This is a genomic window from Streptomyces sp. NPDC090442 (genome assembly GCF_044769405.1).
In the GTDB taxonomy this organism is placed as follows: domain Bacteria; phylum Actinomycetota; class Actinomycetes; order Streptomycetales; family Streptomycetaceae; genus Streptomyces.
Window position 1 is genome coordinate 26,448 of the sequence record NZ_JBIVXW010000077.1, and the last position, 18,793, is coordinate 45,240.

Consider the following 18,793-nt stretch of genomic DNA (forward strand, 5'->3'; position numbering starts at 1 on the left):
CTAGGCAGGCCGCCGGCGGAACGTCAACGACGGGAGGGGAGGGGGCTGCGGGCGGTATTGACGTGGAGAGCGCGCGGGGCCAGATTCATGCGGTGAGGCGGGACGTCCGACGTCCGGTTTGGGCGGGAGTGTGCGGGTACGTAACGGCCGTGAGGCGGGCGGCTCTTGGAGGAGGCCCGATCCTGCGATGACACGCCCCGTGGACACCCCGGACCGGGCGCCGCGCCGCGCCTGGTGGCGCGAGGTCGCCCCGCGCCAGTGGAAGGCGCTGGCCGCGGCCTGGATCGGGTACCTCCTCGACGGCTTCGACTTCGTGCTGATCACCCTGGTGCTGACCGAGATCGCCCACGATTTCCGCCTGGACACCGCCACCGCGGCCTCGCTCGTCGCCGCCGCGTTCATCACCCGTTGGCTGGGCGGCGCGCTCCTGGGGGCGCTGGGCGACCGACGCGGCCGGAGAGCGGCGATGGTGGCCAGCATCCTGCTCTACTCGCTGGGCACCTTCGCCTGCGGGTTCGCCTGGGACTACACCAGCCTGTTCGCCGCCCGGTTGGTGATCGGGCTGGGCATGGCGGGGGAGTACAGCACCAGCGTGACGTACGTCCTGGAGAGCTGGCCCGCACGACTGCGCAACCGGGCCTCCGGATTCCTCATCTCCGGCTATGCGGGCGGCACGGTGCTGGCCGGTCAGCTCTACGCCTGGGTGGTGCCCGTAGGGGGCTGGCGCTGGATGTTCTGGATCGGGGTGCTGCCCGTTCTGGTCGCCCTGTGGATGCGCAGATCGCTGCCGGAGTCCGCGGAGTGGCGGAACGAGGTCGGCGGCGCCGCGCACCGCCCCGGGGACGAGGAACCGGAGCGCTCCCATCCGTTCTGGTCGTTGTTCGTCCGCGGGCCCCGCCGGCGGGCCAACTCCGCGCTGGCGGCGGTCGCCTGTGCCGCCCTGTGCTGCGCGTTCACGCCGCTGGGCGCGGGGTTCGTGCCCTGGTCGGCCACGGTCGCCGCGCTGTGCCTGGTCGCCTTCGCGGTGCAACTGGGCGGACGTCGGGGCTGGTTGCGGTACGTCTCCCTGATGGTGACGGTCTTCTGCGCGTTCCTGTACAGCTGGCCGGTGCAGTCCCTGTTGCCGACCTACCTCAAGTCGGACCTGGGTTACACCCCGAGGCAGGTCGGCGCGGTGATGTTCTTCGCGGGCTTCGGCGCCATGGCCGGCTGTTGGCTGGCCGGGTTCGCCGGCGATCTGCTGGGGACCCGACGCGCCTACGCCTGGACCCTGTTGGCGTCGTTGGCGTTCGTGTTCCCGGTGTTCGCGGTGCGCGGGAGCCTGGTGGGGCTGGGGGTGCTGATCTTCGTGTTGTTGGCCCTGGGGCAGGGCATCTCCGGGATCCTGCCGAAGTACATCGCGGGCCACTTCCCGACCGCGACCCGTGCCGCCTCGCTCGGTTTCGTCTACAACGTGGGGGCGCTGGGCGGGGCGGTGGCGCCGGTCCTGGGGGCGCAGCTCGCCCGGGGCATTCCCCTGGGGCGGGCCCTGGCGGTGCTCACCTTCGGGCTGACGCTCCTGGTCGTCGTCCTGGTGGGCGGCGATGTTCCGCGGCGGCTCGGGCGGTTGGCTGACCGTCAGGCGATCGATGACCACCTCGTGCCGGGGCGGGAACCGGGGTCGGAGCGGGACGGAGTGCGCGGGGTGCGTGCGGCGGACGCCGACGGCGGGGAGGCGTCGGCGGGTGCGCCGTAGTAGAGGAGCGGGCCGCCCATGGGGCCCCTGGGTGGCTCAGGCGTGCGCGTCGGGGGCGGCGGTCACTCCGTGCTGTCGTCGTGCCGCCCCAGTGCCACCCCGCGGACGCCGTCGAGTTCCGTCAGCGCCTCGACCAGGGGGTGTGCGGAGCCACTGCCCTCCAGCCGGAGCAGTACCTCGGCCGCCATGGAGACGTCTGCCGGGGCGGTCTCCACCTGGACGTCGGTCACCCGGAACCCGCTGCCGGTGCACAGCGCCAACATCCGTCCCAGCAGCCCCCGTTGTGTCTGGTAGGTCAGGCGCAGCTCTATGCGGTCGAGGGGTGTGCCCGAGGTGATCCGCTCCGACACCTTGGAGAAACCGCGCACGATGAGGAAGTGCACGGCCGTCGCGCCTATCGCCAGCAGCGGCAACCCGCCGCCGCACGCCATCCCGATGGCGCAGGTCAGCCAGATGGTCGCGGCCGTGGTCAGCCCCCGGACCGCGTCCTTGCGCACGAAGATCAGGCCGCCGCCGATGAAGCCGATGCCGGAGACGACCTGCGCGGCGACCCGGGACGGGTCCAGCGCCACGCCCTCGATGCCGAGCATGGAGCTGAAGCCGTGTATGGACACTTCCATGAACAGTGCGCTGCCCACGCCGACGAGGGTGTGGGTGCGCAAACCGGCGCTTTTCTGCCGGGCCTCGCGCTCCAACCCGATCAGCGAGGACAACAGCAGGGCTATGGCCAGCTCGGCGAACTGGCGCAGTCCCTGCCCGGCGCGGACGTCGAACAGTGCGGAAGAGAGCTGTGACATGACGGCATTGTCCCTCCACCGGCCCGGCGTTCGGGGCTGTGCGGGCCGTTGTCAGTGGTCGCGGTTAGCGTTGTTGGCGACGGGATGCGCGGGCGCATGCGCGGCTCACGGACGGGCAGCGCGCCGGTGTCGGGACGGGGGAGCGGACGTGGAGGACGGCATGACGAGGACGGCGCGGCCGAGGGCGGCGGCGGTGCGGGCGACGGCGGCGCCCGGTCGCCGGATAGCCCCCGTGCGGCTCATCGACCGGCTCGGCGGGGGATAGCGGCGCGGCGACAGCGGCGCGCGAAGGCCCGTGGCGGAGATGGCGGTTGAGCATCGACGCGACGGGTCTTTTGACGTTGACGGCCACTTGGCGCGAGGGGGCTTGTGGAAAGTGGAACGCGTTCTTAACATCGCGAGTGTTACATCAGAAGTGTCACAGTGCGGAAGGCATGGGGCGCGATGACGGAGTCAGGCAACGGCCCGCTGAGCGGCGTGCGGGTGGTGGAGCTCGCCGGCATCGGCCCCGGCCCGTTCGCGGCCATGCTGTTGGCCGATCTGGGCGCCGACGTCGTCCGGGTGGACCGGCCAGGGGGCGCCGGGTTGGGCATCGATCCGGCGTCCGACCTCACCAACCGCAACAAGCGCTCGGTGCTGGTGGACCTCAAGCAGCCGGCCGGGGTCGCGAAGGTCCTCGATCTGGTCGAGCGCGCCGACGTCCTGATCGAGGGGTACCGCCCCGGCGTGGCCGAGCGGTTGGGCGTCGGGCCCGAGCCCTGTCTGGCCCGCAATCCCCGTCTGGTCTACGGCCGGATGACCGGCTGGGGCCAGCAGGGCCCGCTCGCCGGCACCGCCGGGCACGACATCGGGTACATCGCCATCACCGGCGCCCTCGGCATGATCGGCCCGCCCGACGGCCCGCCCGCTATTCCCGCCAATCTGCTCGGCGATTACGCCGGCGGCTCGCTCTACCTCGTCATCGGGGTCCTCGCCGCGCTCCAGCACGCCCGCGCCGAGGGCGGCGCGGGCCAGGTCGTCGACGCCGCCATCGTCGACGGCACGGCCCATCTGACGGCGATGATCCACGGCATGCTGGCGGCCGGCGGCTGGCAGGACCGGCGCGGCGCCAATCTGCTCGACGGCGGCGCGCCGTTCTACGGCGCGTACGAGACCGCGGACGGCGGCTATATGGCCGTCGGCGCGCTGGAGCCGCGGTTCTACGCCGAGTTCGTCCGCCTGCTCGGCATCGAGGACGAGGTCCCGGGGCGGGACGACCTCGCCGCCTGGGGCGCGTTGCGCACGGCCATCGCCGACCGCTTCCGGACCCGCACGCGGGACGAATGGACCGCCGTCTTCCAGGAGTCCGACGCCTGTGTGGCCCCCGTGCTCTCGCTGCGCGAGGCGCCCGGGCACCCCCACCTCGCCGCCCGCGGCACCTTCACCGAGCACGCCGGCCTCACCCAACCCGCCCCCGCGCCCCGCTTCTCCGCCACCCCCGGGACGCTCCGCAGACCTCCCGCCCGCCCCGGCGCGGACACCGAAGAGGTCGCCCGCGACTGGCGCGTCCCCAGCCTCACCGGCCCGGACGCCGTCCCGCGCGACACCGAGCGGAAGGAGGCGGCCCACTGATGGCACCGTCCACCGGCGTCCGGCACGCGGCCGCCCCGCGCCGCGCGGGCGAGGCGGTCGCGGCCCGCGTCGAGCGGGCTCGCCTCGCCGTGCAAGTCGGCGGTTCCGGCGTCGAGTTGGGTGTGCTCCGCCGGGTGCGTCTTCGCGGCCGTCCGGTCGGGCCTGAAGGGCACGCCCGTGGGCGTAGTCGGGCGAGCGTGCTCCCGGCCGCAGATTCCCAACCGTCGCTGGGAGGCGCCGCAGCCCTCGCACCCGTCCCCGCCCCCGAGAGCAGGACGGCCGCGCACCCCGGGCCCGCCACGACGAGGCCCATCGCCCAACCCGCCCAGCCTGTGGGTCCCATGAGTCCCCGGAGCCCCCGATCCCGTTCCATACGCCCGGACCCAGGCACCGGCTGGGGCCCCGGCCCCGCGAAGGTCATCGGGATCGCCAACGACCGTTCCTGAAGGCCCGATCGAGGAGCGTTCGCCGGTCCGACCGGGGAGCACCCGCCGTCGTACGAGGAAGCGCTCGTCGGGGCTCCGGCCCCGGGCGGGCAGTGAGCACCGCCGTCCACCCACGACCATCCCCCGAAGGGACAAGCAGAGTGAAGCGCCAGATCTTCACCGAGGACCATGACGCCTTCCGCGAGACGGTGCGCACCTTCCTCGCCAAGGAGGTGACGCCCCACTACGAGCAGTGGGAGAAGGACGGCATCGTCAGCCGGGACGCCTGGCGGGCGGCCGGTCGGCAGGGGCTGCTGGGCCTGGCCGTGCCCGAGGAGTACGGCGGCGGGGGCGCCACCGACTTCCGCTACAGCGCCGTCCTGGCCGAGGAGTTCACCCGCGCCGGCACCCCGGGGTTCGCCATCGGGCTGCACAACGACATCATCGGCCCCTATCTGACCTCGCTCGCCACCGACGAGCAGAAGCGCCGCTGGCTGCCCGGGTTCTGCAGCGGCGAGATCGTCACCGCCATCGCGATGACCGAGCCCGGCGCCGGCTCCGACCTCCAGGGCATCCGCACCTCCGCCGAGGACCGCGGCGACCACTGGGTCCTCAACGGCTCCAAGACCTTCATCTCCAACGGGATCCTCGCCGACCTCGTCATCGTCGTCGCCAAGACCACCCCCGAGGGCGGCGCGCACGGCCTGAGCCTGCTGGTGGTCGAGCGCGGCGCCGCCGGCTTCGAGCGCGGTCGCAACCTCGACAAGATCGGCCAGAAGTCCCAGGACACCGCCGAGTTGTTCTTCAACGACGTCCGGGTGCCCAAGGAGAACCTCCTCGGCGAGCTCAACGGGGCGTTCGTGCACCTGATGACCAACCTCGCCCAGGAACGGCTGGCGATAGCGGTCGCCGGGATCGCCGCCGCCGAGCACCTGCTGGAGATCACCACCGGCTACGTCAAGGAGCGCGAGGCGTTCGGCCGGCCGCTGGCCAAGCTGCAACACATCCGGTTCGAGATAGCCGAGATGGCCACCGAGTGCGCGGTCACCCGCACCTTCCTCGACCGCTGCATCGCCGACCACTCCGAGGGCGCCCTCGACGCGGTGCACGCCTCGATGGCCAAGTGGTGGGCCACCGAACTGCAGAAGCGGGTGGCCGACCGGTGCCTCCAACTCCACGGCGGGTACGGCTACATGACCGAGTTCCCCGTCGCCCGGGCCTTCACCGACGGCCGCATCCAGACCATCTACGGAGGGACGACCGAGATCATGAAGGAGATCATCGGCCGCTCCCTGCTCGGCTAACCCTCCCGATCGTGCCTTCCGGTCCGGAACGTCAGCGGCTGACGCCGCGGGCCCCGGACCCCGGCCGATAGAAAGGCTTTTCAGTGAGCACCGAAGCGTATGTGTACGACGCGATCCGCACCCCCCGCGGCCGCGGCAAGGCCAACGGCGCGCTGCACGGCACCAAGCCGATCGACCTCGTCGTCGGCCTGATCCACGAGGTGCGGCGGCGCTTCCCCGACCTGGACCCGGCCGCGATCGACGACATCGTGCTGGGCGTCGTCGGACCGGTCGGCGACCAGGGCTCCGACATCGCCCGGATCGCCGCGATCGCCGCCGGGCTGCCCGACACGGTCGCCGGCGTACAGGAGAACCGCTTCTGTGCCTCCGGCCTCGAAGCCGTCAACATGGCCGCCGCAAAGGTCCGTTCCGGCTGGGAGGACCTCGTCCTGGCCGGCGGCGTGGAGTCGATGTCGCGGGTCCCGATGGCGTCCGACGGCGGCGCCTGGTTCGCCGACCCGATGACCAACTTCGACACCGGCTTCGTCCCGCAGGGCATCAGCGCCGACCTCATCGCCACCATCGAGGGCTACTCCCGCCGCGACGTCGACGAGTACGCCGCGCTCTCCCAGGAGCGGGCCGCCGCGGCCTGGAAGGACGCCCGCTTCGAGCGCTCCGTCGTCCCGGTGCGGGACCGCAACGGCCTGGTCGTCCTCGACCACGACGAGCACCTGCGCCCCGGTACCACCGCCGACTCCCTCGCGGGTCTGAAGCCGTCCTTCGCCGCCATCGGCGACGCCGGCGGCTTCGACGCGGTCGCGCTCCAGAAGTACCACTGGGTCGAGAAGATCGACCACGTCCACCACGCCGGCAACTCCTCCGGCATCGTGGACGGCGCGGCGCTGGTCGCCATCGGCTCCAAGGAGGTCGGCGAGCGCTACGGCCTGACCCCGCGGGCCCGGATCATCTCCGCCGCGGTCTCCGGATCCGAGCCGACGATCATGCTCACCGGCCCCGCGCCGGCCAGCCGCAAGGCGCTGGCCAAGGCCGGCCTGACCATCGACGACATCGACCTGGTCGAGATCAACGAGGCGTTCGCCGCGGTCGTGTTGCGCTTCGTCAAGGACATGGGCCTCAGCCTGGACAAGGTCAATGTCAACGGCGGCGCCATCGCCCTGGGCCACCCCCTCGGCGCCACCGGCGCGATGATCCTGGGCACCCTCGTCGACGAACTGGAGCGGCAGGACAAGCGCTACGGCCTGGCCACCCTCTGCGTCGGCGGCGGCATGGGCGTCGCCACCGTCATCGAGCGCCTCTGACCCCTCGTCCCACCCCACAACGGAGTAGGCAAGCCATGAGTGAATCCACCACCATCCGCTGGGAACAGGACGAGACCGGCGTCGTCACCCTCGTCCTCGACGACCCCGACCAGTCCGCCAACACCATGAACGACGCCTTCAAGACCTCCCTGAAGGCGGTTGCCGACCGGCTGGAGGCCGAGCGGGACGGCATCCGCGGCATCATCTTCACCTCCGCCAAGAAGACCTTCTTCGCCGGCGGCGACCTGCACGACCTGATCGCCGTCACGCCCGATCACGCCCAGCAGGCGTTCGAGGCGGGCAACGGCATCAAGCGCGACCTGCGCCGGATCGAGACGCTCGGCAAGCCCGTCGTCGCCGCGATCAACGGCGCCGCGCTGGGCGGCGGTTACGAGATCGCCCTCGCCTGTCACCACCGCGTCGCCCTGGACACCCCCGGCACCAAGATCGGCCTGCCCGAGGTCACCCTCGGCCTGCTGCCCGCCGCCGGCGGCGTCACCCGCACCGTCCGGCTGCTGGGCATCACCGACGCGCTGCTGAAGGTCCTCCTCCAGGGCACGCAGTACAACGCCACCCGCGCCAAGGACAACGGGCTGATCCACGAGGTGGCCCAGAGCGCCGACGAACTGCTCGCCAGGGCACGGGAGTTCATCGACGCCCACCCCGAGTCCCAGCAGCCCTGGGACGTCAAGGGCTACAAGATCCCCGGCGGCACGCCGGCCCACCCGAAGTTCGCCGCCAACCTCCCGGCGTTCCCCGCCAACCTCAAGAAGCAGCTTGCCGGCGCGCCCTACCCGGCGCCGCGGAACATCCTCGCCGCGGCCGTCGAGGGCTCCCAGGTCGACTTCGAGACCGCGCAGACCATCGAGGCGCGCTACTTCGTCGAGCTGGTCACCGGCCAGGTCTCCAAGAACATGATCCAGGCGTTCTTCTTCGACCTCCAGGCCGTCAACGCCGGCCGGAGCCGCCCCAAGGACGTCGAGCCGCGCACGGTCCGGAAGGTCGGTGTCCTGGGCGCCGGCATGATGGGCGCCGGGATCGCCTACGCCTGCGCCAAGGCCGGCATCGAGGTCGTCCTCAAGGACGTCACGCTGGAGGCGGCCCAGCGGGGCAAGGAGTACTCCGCGGGACTGCTCGCCAAGGCACTGGCCAAGGGGCGCACCACCGAGCAGAAGCGGGACGAGCTGCTGGCCCGGATCACCCCCACCGCCGAGCCCACCGACCTCGCTGGCTGCGACGCGGTCATCGAGGCGGTCTTCGAGGACGTCGCCCTCAAGCACAAGGTGTTCAAGGAGATCCAGCACGTCGTCGCCCCCGACGCGCTGCTGTGCTCCAACACCTCCACCCTGCCGATCACGGTGCTGGCCGAGGGCGTCGAGCGGGACGCGGACTTCATCGGCCTGCACTTCTTCTCGCCGGTGGACAAGATGCCGCTGGTGGAGATCATCAAGGGCGGGCGGACCGGCGACGAGGCGCTGGCCCGCGCCTTCGACCTGGTGCGCCAGATCCGCAAGACGCCCATCGTCGTCAACGACTCGCGCGGCTTCTTCACCTCCCGCGTCATCGGCCAGTTCATCAACGAGGGCGTGGCGATGATCGGCGAGGGCCTCGACCCGGCCTCCGTCGAGCAGGCCGCGGCCCAGGCCGGCTACCCGGCCAAGGTGCTGTCCCTGATGGACGAGTTGACCCTCACCCTCCCGCGGAAGATCCGCAACGAGACCCGGCGCGCCGTCGAGGAGGCCGGCGGCACCTGGGAGCCGCACCCGGCCGACGCCGTCATCGACCGCATGGTCGACGAGTTCGGCCGCCCCGGGCGCAGTGGCGGCGGGGGCTTCTACGAGTACGGCGAGGACGGCAAGCGGACCGGCCTGTGGTCGGGGCTGCGGGAGCGCTTCCAACGGGCGGGCGCCGCCGTCCCGTTCGTGGACATGCAGGAGCGGATGCTGTTCTCCGAGGCGCTGGACACCGTCCGCTGCCTGGAGGAGGGCGTACTGACCTCCGTCGCCGACGCCAACATCGGCTCCATCCTGGGCATCGGCTTCCCGGGCTGGACCGGCGGCGTGCTCCAGTACATCAACGGCTACCAGGGCGGGCCGGGGCGGGAGGAACTCGTCGGTCCGCGCGGGTTCGTGGCCCGCGCCCGCGAGCTCCAGGCCGCCTACGGTGACCGGTTCGCGCCGCCCGCGCTGCTGGTCGAAAAGGCCGAGCGGGGCGAGAGGTTCACGGACTGAGTGGGTGCCGGGGGCGGGCCCTGGCGGTCCGCCCCCTCAGCCCTCGCGCCGGCCGACGCCCGCGTCCCGGCCCTCCCGGCCGTCGCGCTCGCCCGCGCCGAGCCACTCGCGCAGCTCTTCCCTCATCGACCGTTGGAAGGCGGTGACCAGTGCCTGCACCACCATCGGCTGCATGTGCGCCGAGAGCGACTTCACCCGCGCCACCTCCGCCGCGTCCGCCCCGCCGTCCCGGTACGGCTCCCATACCTCGTCCTTGAAGAGCCGGCTGAGCTCGCGGGCCGCCGAGCGGGTGTGCTCGATGACGACGGTGCGCGCCGCCAGGATCGTCTCCAGCGCGATCGGCACGTCGAGCAGCCGCGCCCCCAGGTGCAGCAGCCCCGGATCGACCCGGAAGACCCGGGGGTCCGCTGTCCGCACCAGGACGTTCATCGCCGCCAGCCGGTCGAGGTCCTCCTCGGTCAGCTCCCGGCCGACCCGCCGCTCCAGTTGGTCCCGGGTCGCGTCCTCCGCCTGGTCCGGTAGCCAACTGGCCACCAGGGCCCGGTGGATGGCCAGGTCCTGGGCGCTCAGATCGGGCGGCAACTGCGCCAGGTAGCGTTCGATGGCGGACAGCGTCAGGCCCTGGTGCTGGAGCTCCTCGATCAGCGCGAGCCGCGAGAGGTGGTCCGCTCCGTAGCGGCCGACCCGGCGCGGGCCGATCTCGGGGGGCGGCAGCAGTCCGCGGGTGCTGTAGAAGCGGATGGTGCGGACCGTGACGCCGGCACGGGCGGCGAGTTCGTCGACGGTCAGGTCGGGCGCGGACTCCATCATGTTCAACAGTATTGCTGTCTCACCAGCCTTGTGAAACCTTCTCACCGCTCCCTCGCACAGCCGGGCTCCCGCCGGGTGGGGCCCGGACCCTCGTACGGTCCGCAGCGCACGTCCCACCCTCTCGGGAGGCCGCCATGACCACGCCCCTGCGCATGCCCGGTGATCCGGGCGAACTGACGCTGCCCGCCCTGTTGTTGCGCAACGCCGAGGACCACGGGGCGCGGCCGGCCCTGTCGTGGCGCGCCCCGGAGGCCGGCGGTTGGCGGACGCTGAGCTGGGCGGCGGCCCGCCGGCGGATCGGTGAACTGGCCGCCGGCTTCCGGGCGCTGGGCGTCCGGCGCGGGGAGATCGTCCTGCTGATGATGGGCAACCGCGCCGAGCACTGGCTCAGCGATCTCGCCCTGGTGCACCTGGGGGCCGTGCCGGTCACCGTCTACGGCACCGCCGCGCCGGGCCAGATCGCCCATATCGCGCGGCACAGTCGGGCCCGGCTGGCGGTGGTGGAGGGACCTCGGGAGCGGGCGCGTTGGGCGCCGCTGTTCGACGATGCGGCGGCCCGGTTGGAACGGCTGGTGACCGTCGAGCCGGGGGAGGGGGCGCGGCCCGGAGGGGCGGCGGACGGGCGGCACGAGAGCTTCGCCGCGCTACGGTCCCGGGGTGCCGCGGCGTACGACCCGGGGGAGTTCGAGGCCGAGTGGCGCCGGGGCGGGGCGGAGGATCCGCTGACCGTCGTCTACACCTCCGGGACGACCGGCGACCCCAAGGGCGTGGTGATCAACCACCGCCAGGTGGTGCAGAACGCGGTGGCGCTGGACGCCGTCGTGGAGCTCCCGCACCACGTCGAGCACCTCTGCTACCTGCCCTTCGCGCACATCGCCGAGCGGATGTTGGGCCTCTACCTGCCGGTCTTCCGGGCCTCGCACGTCCACCTCTGCGCGGACCCGGCGCAGGTCGGGGCGGTCGCCCGGGAGCTGCGGCCGGCGCAGTTCTTCGGGGTGCCGCGGGTGTGGGAGAAGCTGACCGCCGCGGTCCGGGCCGTGCTGGACCAACTGCCCGAGGAGCGCCGGCGGGCGGTGGTCGCGGCGGCGGAGACCGCCCGCGCCCATGTCGCCTGCCGGGAGCGCGGGGAGCGACCGCCCGCCGGGCTGGCGGCGGCGTACGCGACGGCGAAGGCGGAGGTGCTGGATCCGCTGTTGGCGGCGGCCGGCTTCGACCGGCTGGTCTGGACGGCGAGCGCCTCGGCGCCGATGCCCCAGGAGGTGGTGCGGTTCTGGGCCGGCTTCGGCATCGTGATCATGGACGCGTGGGGGCTGACCGAGACGGTCGGGGTGGCCACCACCAACGCCCCGGGGGCGTTCCGCCTGGGCTCGGTCGGCCGGCCGCTCGACGGGCTGGCGGTGCGGACGGCCGCGGACGGGGAGATCGAGGTGCGCGGCCGGACGGTGTGCGCGGGGTATCTGCGGGCGGACGGGACGGTGGAGCCGGTCACCGGGGCGGACGGCTGGTTCCGCACCGGCGACATCGGGCGGATCGACGCGGACGGCTTCCTCTGGCTGACCGACCGCAAGAAGGAAATGATCGTGACCTCGACCGGCAAGAACGTCTCGCCGGCGCTGGTCGAGAACGCCCTCAAGGAGCACCCGCTCATCGGGCAGGCGCTGGTGCACGGCGACGGCCGGTCGTATCTGGTGGCGCTGCTGGTGTTGGACCCGGAGCTGGCCCCGGCCTGGGCGGCGCGGCACGGAGTGACGGGGAGCTTGGCGGAGTTGGCCCGGAATGCGGTGGTCCGGGCGGAGGTCGAGCGGGGCGTGGCGGCGGCCAACGCCCAGCTGAACCGCACCGAACAGGTCAAGCGATTTTCGTTGCTGGGTGAGGAATGGGGGCCGGAGAGTGGCGAACTAACGCCGTCGCTGAAGCTCCGCCGCCATGTCATTCGCCACATATACGGACAGACCTTGGAGCGAATGTACGCCATGTGATGTCGCACACAGACGGGGGGCCACTCTTCGGGGAAGGTGTGCCGACTGGCCGTTCGCGCGACCCGCGGTGCCAGTGTGGTCGAGCTCTCCGAAAGCGAGATGAACCAGTAGTGAGCACAAAAACCGTCGAAGATGCATCCCAGCGATCATCGGGCGGGGGGAGCGGGATCCGGCAGGACGCGGGGGACGCCGGCTACAGCAAGGGCCTCAAGGGCCGACACATCAACATGATCGCCATCGGCGGCGCGATCGGCACCGGCCTCTTCCTGGGGGCCGGCGGCCGACTGCACTCCGCCGGTCCCGCGCTGGCCATCGCCTACGCGGTCTGCGGCCTCTTCGCCTTCTTCGTCGTCCGGGCCCTCGGCGAGCTGGTGGTGCACCGCCCGTCGTCCGGCTCGTTCGTCTCCTACGCCCGGGAGTTCCTGGGCGAGAAGGGCGCCTACGTCGCGGGGTGGATGTACGTCGTCAACTGGTCGACCACCGGTATCGCCGACATCACCGCGATCGCCCTCTACACCCACTACTGGAGCATGTTCACCAGCATCCCGCAGTGGGTGATGGCGCTGATCGCGCTGGCGGTGGTGCTCACGGTCAACCTGATCTCGGTGAAGATCTTCGGCGAGCTGGAGTTCTGGTTCGCCATCATCAAGGTCGCGGCGCTGGTCGCCTTCATGTTCATCGGGATCTTCCTGCTGGCCACCCAGCACCCGGTCGACGGACACACCCCGGGCCTGCATCTGATCAGCGACCACGGCGGGCTCTTCCCGACCGGTCTGCTGCCCGTGGTGGTCGTGCTCCAGGGCGTGGTCTTCGCCTACTCCGCGGTCGAGCTGGTCGGCGTCACCGCGGGTGAGACCAGCGATCCGCAGAAGGTCGTGCCCAAGGCCGTGAACTCGATCATGTGGCGGGTGGGGATCTTCTACGTCGGCTCGGTGCTCCTGCTGACGATGCTGCTGCCGTGGAACGTCTTCAGTGCCAACGAGAGTCCGTTCGTCACCGTGCTGTCCCACGTGGGCATCCCGCACGCGGGCGATGTGATGAACCTCGTCGTGCTCACCGCGGCGATGTCCAGCCTCAACTCCGGCCTCTACTCCACCGGTCGCATCCTGCGCTCGATGTCCATGGCCGGCTCCGCGCCGAGGTTCGCCGCCCGGATGAACCGCAGCCAGGTGCCCTACGGCGGCATCATGCTCACCTCCACGGTGTGCGTGCTCGGCGTCGGGCTCAACTACTGGTTGCCGGGCAAGGCGTTCGAGATCGTGATCAACATCGCGGCGCTGGGCATCATCAGCACCTGGTGCACGATCATGGTCTGTCACATGGTCTTCGTCCGCCGGGCCAAGGAGGGCCTCGTGGAGCGCCCGCGCTTCCGACTGCCGGGCACGCCGGTCACGGACATCGCCACCATCGTCTTCCTGCTCGGGGTGATCGTGCTGATGTGGTTCGACAAGGGCGTCGGCCGGCAGACCGTGTTGATGGTTCCGGTCCTCGCGGTGGCGCTGGTCGTCGGCTGGTTCGCGGTGCGCGGCCGGGTGCGCCGGATCGCGGAGGAGCGCGAACTCGCCGAATAGGGCGCGCGCGGACGGAGGTTCGCGTTGATCGGGGCGGTCGCGGGGCCCGAGGGGCACCGCGACCGCCCCGGTGCGTCCGGCCCGTTGTCAGTGGTCGTCCGTACCGTTGAGACATGGCTGAGAAAACGGGGATCGACGCCGTCATCACCTATGTCGACGGTGATGCCACCGCGCCGCAGGGCGCGGGCGTCAAGATGATCGTGCACGTCTGCAATGACGTCGGGGGCTGGGGCAAGGGCTTCGTCCGCGCCGTCTCCCGCCGCTGGCCGGAGCCGGAGCGCGCCTACCGCCGCTGGTACCGGGAGCGCGCGGGAAACGACTTCGGGCTGGGCGCCGTGCAGTTCGTGCGGGTCGGCGAGGAGTTGTGGGTGGCCAACGTCATCGGGCAGCGCGGGATGGCCCGCCGGGCCCGCGGCCCCGCTCGACCGGCGGGCGCCCCCGTCGGCGGGGCGGGGGCGCCGGTGCGGTACGAGGCGATAGCCGCCGGCCTCGGCCGGGTCGCGGAGCGGGCCGTGGAGTGGGGGGCATCGGTTCACATGCCGCGGATCGGCTGCGGCCTGGCCGGCGGGACGTGGTCCCGCATGGAGCCGCTGATATCCCGCCGGCTGGTCGAGCGCGGGGTGGCCGTGACGGTCTACGACGGCTGACGGTCCGGGGGGTGCCGTACCGCGGGGTCCACGGGGTCCACCGGGCCAGGGGGCTTGCGGGGTCACGGGCCGTGCGCCGGATCAGCCGGCGACGAGCGGGTAGTGGTCGGAGAGGTTGGTGTAGGTGTACTTCTTGCCCCAACTGGAGACGGTCCAGGGCGCCGACTGCTCCTTGACCACCGTGTTGCGCCAACCGGCCGGCCGGGCATGGCCGTTGCGGAACAGCACGTAGTCCAGGTCCTCGCGGGGGTCGTTCGGGTAGCGGTACGACGCGATCGAGTTCTCGTGAGTGTCGAAGGAGTACGGGTGGCCGGTGCGGCTGTCCGCGGGGGCCAGGTCGCCGTTGGCCAGCAGGGCCTGGTACTCGGTGCCGTGGAAGTCGATGTTCAGGTCGCCGGCGACCATCACCTCCTCGTCCGCCGGGATGTGCTGGGCGTCGAGGAAGGCGTCCATCTCCTTGAGCTGCTTGGCGCGGTCGGCGGCGGCCTCGCCGGCCCTGCAGCCCGAGTCGGTGGACTGGGTGTGCGTGCCGACCACGTGCACCCTGGTGCCGGACACGTTCAACTCCGCGTAGACGAAGCCCTTGTTGGAGAGGGAGTCCGAGCCACAGGAGTCCTTGTAGATGTACTGCTCCTTGCGCAGGATCGGCCACTTGCTGAGCAGCGTCACCCCGCCGTCCTCGGGCACGACGGACGAGTAGGCGCCGCCGGTGGCGTCCCAGCCGCTCCTGCTGCGGCCGACCACCGGGGTCTGGTGCGGATACTCGGCGGCCGCCCGGGACTTGAGGGCGTCGGAGGCGGAGTTGTCGAAGGCTTCCTGGAGCACGACGACGTCATTGCCGTGGAAGAAGTCCGCGGCGGGGAGGGCCTGGGCCCGGTGGTCCTGGCCCCAGTTGGGATAGAGGTTCTTGCTCATGAGGAAGGTGTTGTAGGTGAGCACCTTGAGTCGAGGAGCGCTCGCGGCCGACGCGGTGGGGGACGCGACGGCCAGCGTGGCGGCGAGGGCCGCGGCGATCGCGGCGGCCCGGGACGTACGCTGCGCGGAGTGCGGCACGGAATCTCCCTGTGCAGGTGGGGGGTTGGTGGGAATGAACCGGCGACGCACATCAAATCAGCTTGGGTTACTTCTAGGTAACCTCCCGGTGGGTAGGAGATGGACGGATCATGGCGCGCGTCGGTGGCGCCCCGCCGGTGCCCTTCGGCGCGTGAGTCGCCGGCCGCGGCAGGGTCGTGGGCGCGCCCCGCTCCCGTCCGGGCAGGCCGTCCGGGGTACGGAATGCCCGTTGCGCTGGGCGTCGTTACAAAGTGATTCGGTTAGTCTCTCTGTCGCTGGCGGGGTGCCGTCGGTGCGTGGCGGCTCTGCGGAGGGGGACCGATGGCGGACGAAGGGCGGCTGCTGGCCCGGGCCTTGGAGAGCGGGCCGGGCGACGGGGGAGCGCTGACCGAGCGGATCCTGGACGCGGCGCGGGAGCAGTTCATGACCTTCGGGCTGCGCCGGTCCACCGTCGACGACGTGGCCAAACGGGCCGGGGTCTCGCGGGTCACGGTGTACCGACGGGTGGGCAGCAAGGACGAGTTGGTGCAACGGGTGCTGCTGCGCGAGTACCGGCACTTCGTCGCCGAGGTGGACGCGGCGGTGGCCGGGCTGCCGACGATGGAGGAGCGGATGGTGGAGGGGTTCGCCGCCATCCTGCGGCTGACCCGGGGGCATCCGTTGATCGGCGGGCTGCTGCGGCTGGAGCCGGAGACCATGCTGCCGTACCTCACGCTGGAGAGCGGGCCCTCGTTCCTGGCGATGCGGGGATACCTGGCGGGGCATCTGCGCAGGGCGCAGCGGCAGGAGGGGGACGGGTCCGGTGAGCCCGCGGGGGATCCGACGGCGGTCGCCGAGCTGATGGTCCGGATCACCGTCTCCTTCCTGCTGAATCCGGTGAGTTGCTTCGCGCTGAACGACGACGAGCAGGCGCGGGGCTTCGCCCGCAGGTATCTGACTCCGCTGCTGGACCGCTGAGCGGTGTCGGCCGCCGACTGCCGGTGAGGACGGCCGCGGGATGCCCGCCGACCGGCTCGCCGGTGGGCGGGGAAGGGGAGAGCGGCGCGGTCGTCAGCCGTCCTCGTGGGGCAGCGGGCGGAGCGGACGGTGCTGGGCCCAGGCGGGCCCGAGGTCGTCGAGGGTGTAGCCGAAGGGGTAGGAGCGGGGCCGGTGCAGGCCGGGGCGGGAGTCGGGCCGGGCGGGCAGCAGTCGGACGAGCGCCGCCCGGGCGCGCAGCGCGCGGCGGGCCAGCGCCCGTAACCAGGACGGCTGCGGCGGGAAGCCGAGGGCGCGGAGCAGCGGTTCGTCGAGCAGGGCGAGGGAGAAGCGGGCGATGGCGGGGCGGAGCGCGGCCGGGTACCAGGAGGCCATGACCCGGAACGTGGCGTTCGCGACCCGGTGGTTGGCCGGGTGGTAGGCGAACCGCTCCGCCTCGTAGGCGTCCATGAGCCGTTCGTAGCCGGCCATGGTGCGGGGCGCGCCCTCGATGCCCATCAGGGTGGCCAGCTTGTGGCCGACCAGGGCGAGGGCGGCGTTCTCGTTGGCGCACAGCGGACGCCAGCCGTAGCGGTCGATCCAGCGCTTGGGGCCGACGACGGTGGTGGCCAGGACGTAGCGGTAGTCCTCGTTGGGGATGCGGTACTTCCCGTGGATGCGGTTGAGGTGGCGGGCGGCGGCGCGGCCGCGGTCGGAGTCGAAGCCGTCGGCGGCCATCTCGTAGCCGAGCAGCACCGTGTCGTCGTAGCGCTTCTGCCCGTTGCGCTCGAACTCCTGCGTGCGGTCGAGGAGTTGGGAGATGCGCGGGATGCCGTAGTCGCGCAGGAAGGCGATCGAGACGCCCTGGGTGTAGTCCCACGGGAATTCGTACTGGATGAGCCAGCGGAAGATCTGCTCGAAGTCCCGCTCGGGATCCATCCGGCGGATGGTGCGCAGTCGGGTGTAGCGGCCCATGGTGCGTGCCTCCTGAGGTGGGTGGCGTGCGGGCGGTCGGCTAATGGCTGCCCAGGTGCGCGTAGCGGGCCTCCGCGGCGTCGGCGAGGACCTGGCCCGCGGTGACCGGCCGCAGGGTGAGCGAGGGCAGCCGGACGGCGATCGGGAGGTTGGCGGGGATCACGTCAGCGCCGAGGCGGACCGACGGGGTGCGCACCCTCAACCAGGGTATTTCCAGGGCGCCTTGGAGGGAGGTGGCGTAGACGTCGACGTTGCGGATGTCGAGTTGGACATCGAGGAGACGGGGGGTGCCCTCGGGCCCGGTGACCCGGAGGCGGTAGTCGTCGGCGACGATCCGGGCGGCGTGCACCCACAGGACCTTGATCCGGCCGCCGCCCAGGGTGGGCAGATAGGTCGCGCCGTGGACGACGGCGTCGGTGGCGGTCAGGCGGGTGGCGCTGACGGTGGGGTAGTAGGGGCTGACGGGGTAGGTGGCGCGGCCGGGGCCGGGTTGGCGGCCGATGACGACAGGTGGGGCGAGGGCGGTGAGGTCAGCGGGGGTGCCGATCTCGCCGGGGCGTGCGGTGCGGATGGGCGGCGCGGACCGGCCGCCACCGGACGGGGGCGGGCCGGTGGGGGCGGGGTCGTCGGCGCCGCCGGTGTCGAGGCCGGTGAGGCAGGGCAGCGGGGCGCGGCCGGGGGCGTCGCGCGGGTCGTCGCCGGTCGCCCGGGCCGGTGCCGCGGTGGTCAATCCGGCGGCGAGGGCGAGCGGGAGGGTCAGGGCGAGGGCCGCGGCGCCGGGCCGGCGTCCGGGCCGGCTCTCAGGCGCTTTTGGGCGCGCGGCCACCGCCCCGTCCTCCGGTTCCGTCGCGTCCGTCGGTCCCGGAGGTGCCGCGTTCGGCAGCCACCCGAAGGCCATCGACGAGCCCAACAGCCCCAGCCCGCAGCCGATGCCGAAGCCGCCGAGATTGGTGGTGGCGAGCGAGACCAGGGAGGCGATGGCGGTCACCACCGAGACGAACAGCCGTTGGGCGGGCGCGAAGACGAAGAACAGACCGCCGGCGATCAGCACCAGCCCGACCCCGACCGCGGACATCGCGCCGACGCCGACCTTCAGCATCAACGGCAGCGGCGCCAGCGGCAGTGCGATCAGTTCCAGCCCGCCGGCCACCGTCCACAGCCCGGCCCAGAAGGGCCGTCGGCGGCGCCAGGAGCGCAGCGGGCGGCGCAGTCCGGGCGCCGGCAGGACGCGGTCGAGCCAACTGCCGGTCTCCTCGGCGAGCTCGGCGAGGAAACCGAGGACGAAGGTGAACACGGGCCCTCCTGGCGGCTAGGGCGCTTCTGACGGATCTCCGCGGCGTCGCGGCGTCTGGCACGCACGCTCGCGGCGTTGCCGAAATGTCCCCATAGCTCCGCTATGAAGA

The 18,793-nt window shown here is 72.1% G+C and carries 14 protein-coding genes; 9 read left to right on the forward strand and 5 right to left on the reverse strand.

Going from position 1 to position 18,793, the window contains the following annotated elements; translation table 11 throughout:
* The first annotated feature begins 187 nt into the window (after positions 1-187).
* Entirely contained in the window at positions 188-1,735 is a 1,548-nt protein-coding gene (locus ACIQU6_RS36655; protein ID WP_403486060.1) for a sialate:H+ symport family MFS transporter, read from the forward strand.
* 62 nt (positions 1,736-1,797) lie between these two features.
* Here the strand turns inward: ACIQU6_RS36655 and ACIQU6_RS36660 are convergent, their stop codons facing one another.
* The gene (locus tag ACIQU6_RS36660) at positions 1,798-2,532 is read right to left on the reverse strand and encodes an MgtC/SapB family protein (RefSeq protein ID WP_403486061.1); all 735 of its coding nucleotides are present in this window, start codon (positions 2,530-2,532) and stop codon (positions 1,798-1,800) included.
* Between the two features lie 444 nt (positions 2,533-2,976).
* On the opposite strand from ACIQU6_RS36660, the gene ACIQU6_RS36665 reads away from it, so the two are divergent.
* The 4 genes from ACIQU6_RS36665 (at position 2,977) to ACIQU6_RS36680 (ending at position 9,401) form a co-directional block, all read left to right on the forward strand.
* Entirely contained in the window at positions 2,977-4,143 is a 1,167-nt protein-coding gene (locus ACIQU6_RS36665; protein ID WP_403486062.1) for a CaiB/BaiF CoA transferase family protein, read from the forward strand.
* Positions 4,144-4,729: 586 nt separating this feature from the next.
* Positions 4,730-5,872, forward strand: coding sequence for an acyl-CoA dehydrogenase family protein (locus ACIQU6_RS36670; protein WP_403486063.1), 1,143 nt, complete (start codon positions 4,730-4,732; stop codon positions 5,870-5,872).
* Between the two features lie 83 nt (positions 5,873-5,955).
* On the forward strand, positions 5,956-7,170 hold the full coding sequence (locus tag ACIQU6_RS36675) for an acetyl-CoA C-acetyltransferase (protein WP_403486064.1): 1,215 nt from the start codon (positions 5,956-5,958) through the stop codon (positions 7,168-7,170).
* Positions 7,171-7,205: 35 nt separating this feature from the next.
* On the forward strand, positions 7,206-9,401 hold the full coding sequence (locus ACIQU6_RS36680; protein ID WP_403486065.1) for a 3-hydroxyacyl-CoA dehydrogenase NAD-binding domain-containing protein: 2,196 nt from the start codon (positions 7,206-7,208) through the stop codon (positions 9,399-9,401).
* A 36-nt stretch (positions 9,402-9,437) separates the two neighbouring features.
* On the opposite strand, the gene ACIQU6_RS36685 is transcribed toward ACIQU6_RS36680, so the two are convergent.
* A complete protein-coding gene (locus ACIQU6_RS36685; RefSeq protein WP_403486066.1) occupies positions 9,438-10,211 on the reverse strand; it encodes a MerR family transcriptional regulator in 774 nt (257 codons plus the stop codon).
* A gap of 134 nt (positions 10,212-10,345) precedes the next feature.
* On the opposite strand from ACIQU6_RS36685, the gene ACIQU6_RS36690 reads away from it, so the two are divergent.
* The 3 genes from ACIQU6_RS36690 to ACIQU6_RS36700 all read left to right on the forward strand — a co-directional run bounded on the left by ACIQU6_RS36690 (position 10,346) and on the right by ACIQU6_RS36700 (position 14,408).
* On the forward strand, positions 10,346-12,190 hold the full coding sequence (locus ACIQU6_RS36690; protein ID WP_403486067.1) for an AMP-dependent synthetase/ligase: 1,845 nt from the start codon (positions 10,346-10,348) through the stop codon (positions 12,188-12,190).
* Positions 12,191-12,300: 110 nt separating this feature from the next.
* The gene (locus tag ACIQU6_RS36695; RefSeq protein WP_403486068.1) at positions 12,301-13,761 is read left to right on the forward strand and encodes an amino acid permease; all 1,461 of its coding nucleotides are present in this window, start codon (positions 12,301-12,303) and stop codon (positions 13,759-13,761) included.
* A gap of 113 nt (positions 13,762-13,874) precedes the next feature.
* Positions 13,875-14,408 (forward strand): macro domain-containing protein, encoded by a 534-nt coding sequence (locus tag ACIQU6_RS36700; protein WP_403486069.1) that lies wholly within the window; start codon positions 13,875-13,877, stop codon positions 14,406-14,408.
* A gap of 81 nt (positions 14,409-14,489) precedes the next feature.
* Here ACIQU6_RS36700 and sph read toward each other — a convergent pair whose 3' ends face one another.
* Positions 14,490-15,461, reverse strand: coding sequence for a sphingomyelin phosphodiesterase (sph, locus tag ACIQU6_RS36705; protein ID WP_403486070.1), 972 nt, complete (start codon positions 15,459-15,461; stop codon positions 14,490-14,492).
* Between the two features lie 321 nt (positions 15,462-15,782).
* On the opposite strand from sph, the gene ACIQU6_RS36710 reads away from it, so the two are divergent.
* Entirely contained in the window at positions 15,783-16,418 is a 636-nt protein-coding gene (locus tag ACIQU6_RS36710; protein WP_403486071.1) for a TetR/AcrR family transcriptional regulator, read from the forward strand.
* A gap of 93 nt (positions 16,419-16,511) precedes the next feature.
* Here the strand turns inward: ACIQU6_RS36710 and ACIQU6_RS36715 are convergent, their stop codons facing one another.
* Both ACIQU6_RS36715 and ACIQU6_RS36720 read right to left on the reverse strand, forming a co-directional pair.
* Positions 16,512-17,390 carry an oxygenase MpaB family protein gene (locus ACIQU6_RS36715; RefSeq protein WP_403486072.1) on the reverse strand — a complete coding sequence of 293 codons (879 nt, stop codon included), beginning with the start codon at positions 17,388-17,390 and terminating at the stop codon, positions 16,512-16,514.
* 40 nt (positions 17,391-17,430) lie between these two features.
* Positions 17,431-18,684 carry a DUF6114 domain-containing protein gene (locus ACIQU6_RS36720; protein WP_403486073.1) on the reverse strand — a complete coding sequence of 418 codons (1,254 nt, stop codon included), beginning with the start codon at positions 18,682-18,684 and terminating at the stop codon, positions 17,431-17,433.
* Positions 18,685-18,793: the final 109 nt, after the last annotated feature.

What these genes read in the sequence shown, in the direction of transcription:
- ACIQU6_RS36655 (WP_403486060.1), top strand. Translation starts at nt 188, where the DNA reads ATGACACGCCCCGTGGACACCCCGGACCGGGCGCCGCGCCGCGCCTGG.
- ACIQU6_RS36660 (WP_403486061.1), bottom strand. Translation starts at nt 2,532, where the DNA reads ATGTCACAGCTCTCTTCCGCACTGTTCGACGTCCGCGCCGGGCAGGGA.
- ACIQU6_RS36710 (WP_403486071.1), top strand. Translation starts at nt 15,783, where the DNA reads ATGGCGGACGAAGGGCGGCTGCTGGCCCGGGCCTTGGAGAGCGGGCCG.
- ACIQU6_RS36700 (WP_403486069.1), top strand. Translation starts at nt 13,875, where the DNA reads ATGGCTGAGAAAACGGGGATCGACGCCGTCATCACCTATGTCGACGGT.
- ACIQU6_RS36690 (WP_403486067.1), top strand. Translation starts at nt 10,346, where the DNA reads ATGACCACGCCCCTGCGCATGCCCGGTGATCCGGGCGAACTGACGCTG.
- ACIQU6_RS36680 (WP_403486065.1), top strand. Translation starts at nt 7,206, where the DNA reads ATGAGTGAATCCACCACCATCCGCTGGGAACAGGACGAGACCGGCGTC.
- ACIQU6_RS36685 (WP_403486066.1), bottom strand. Translation starts at nt 10,211, where the DNA reads ATGATGGAGTCCGCGCCCGACCTGACCGTCGACGAACTCGCCGCCCGT.
- ACIQU6_RS36665 (WP_403486062.1), top strand. Translation starts at nt 2,977, where the DNA reads ATGACGGAGTCAGGCAACGGCCCGCTGAGCGGCGTGCGGGTGGTGGAG.
- ACIQU6_RS36715 (WP_403486072.1), bottom strand. Translation starts at nt 17,390, where the DNA reads ATGGGCCGCTACACCCGACTGCGCACCATCCGCCGGATGGATCCCGAG.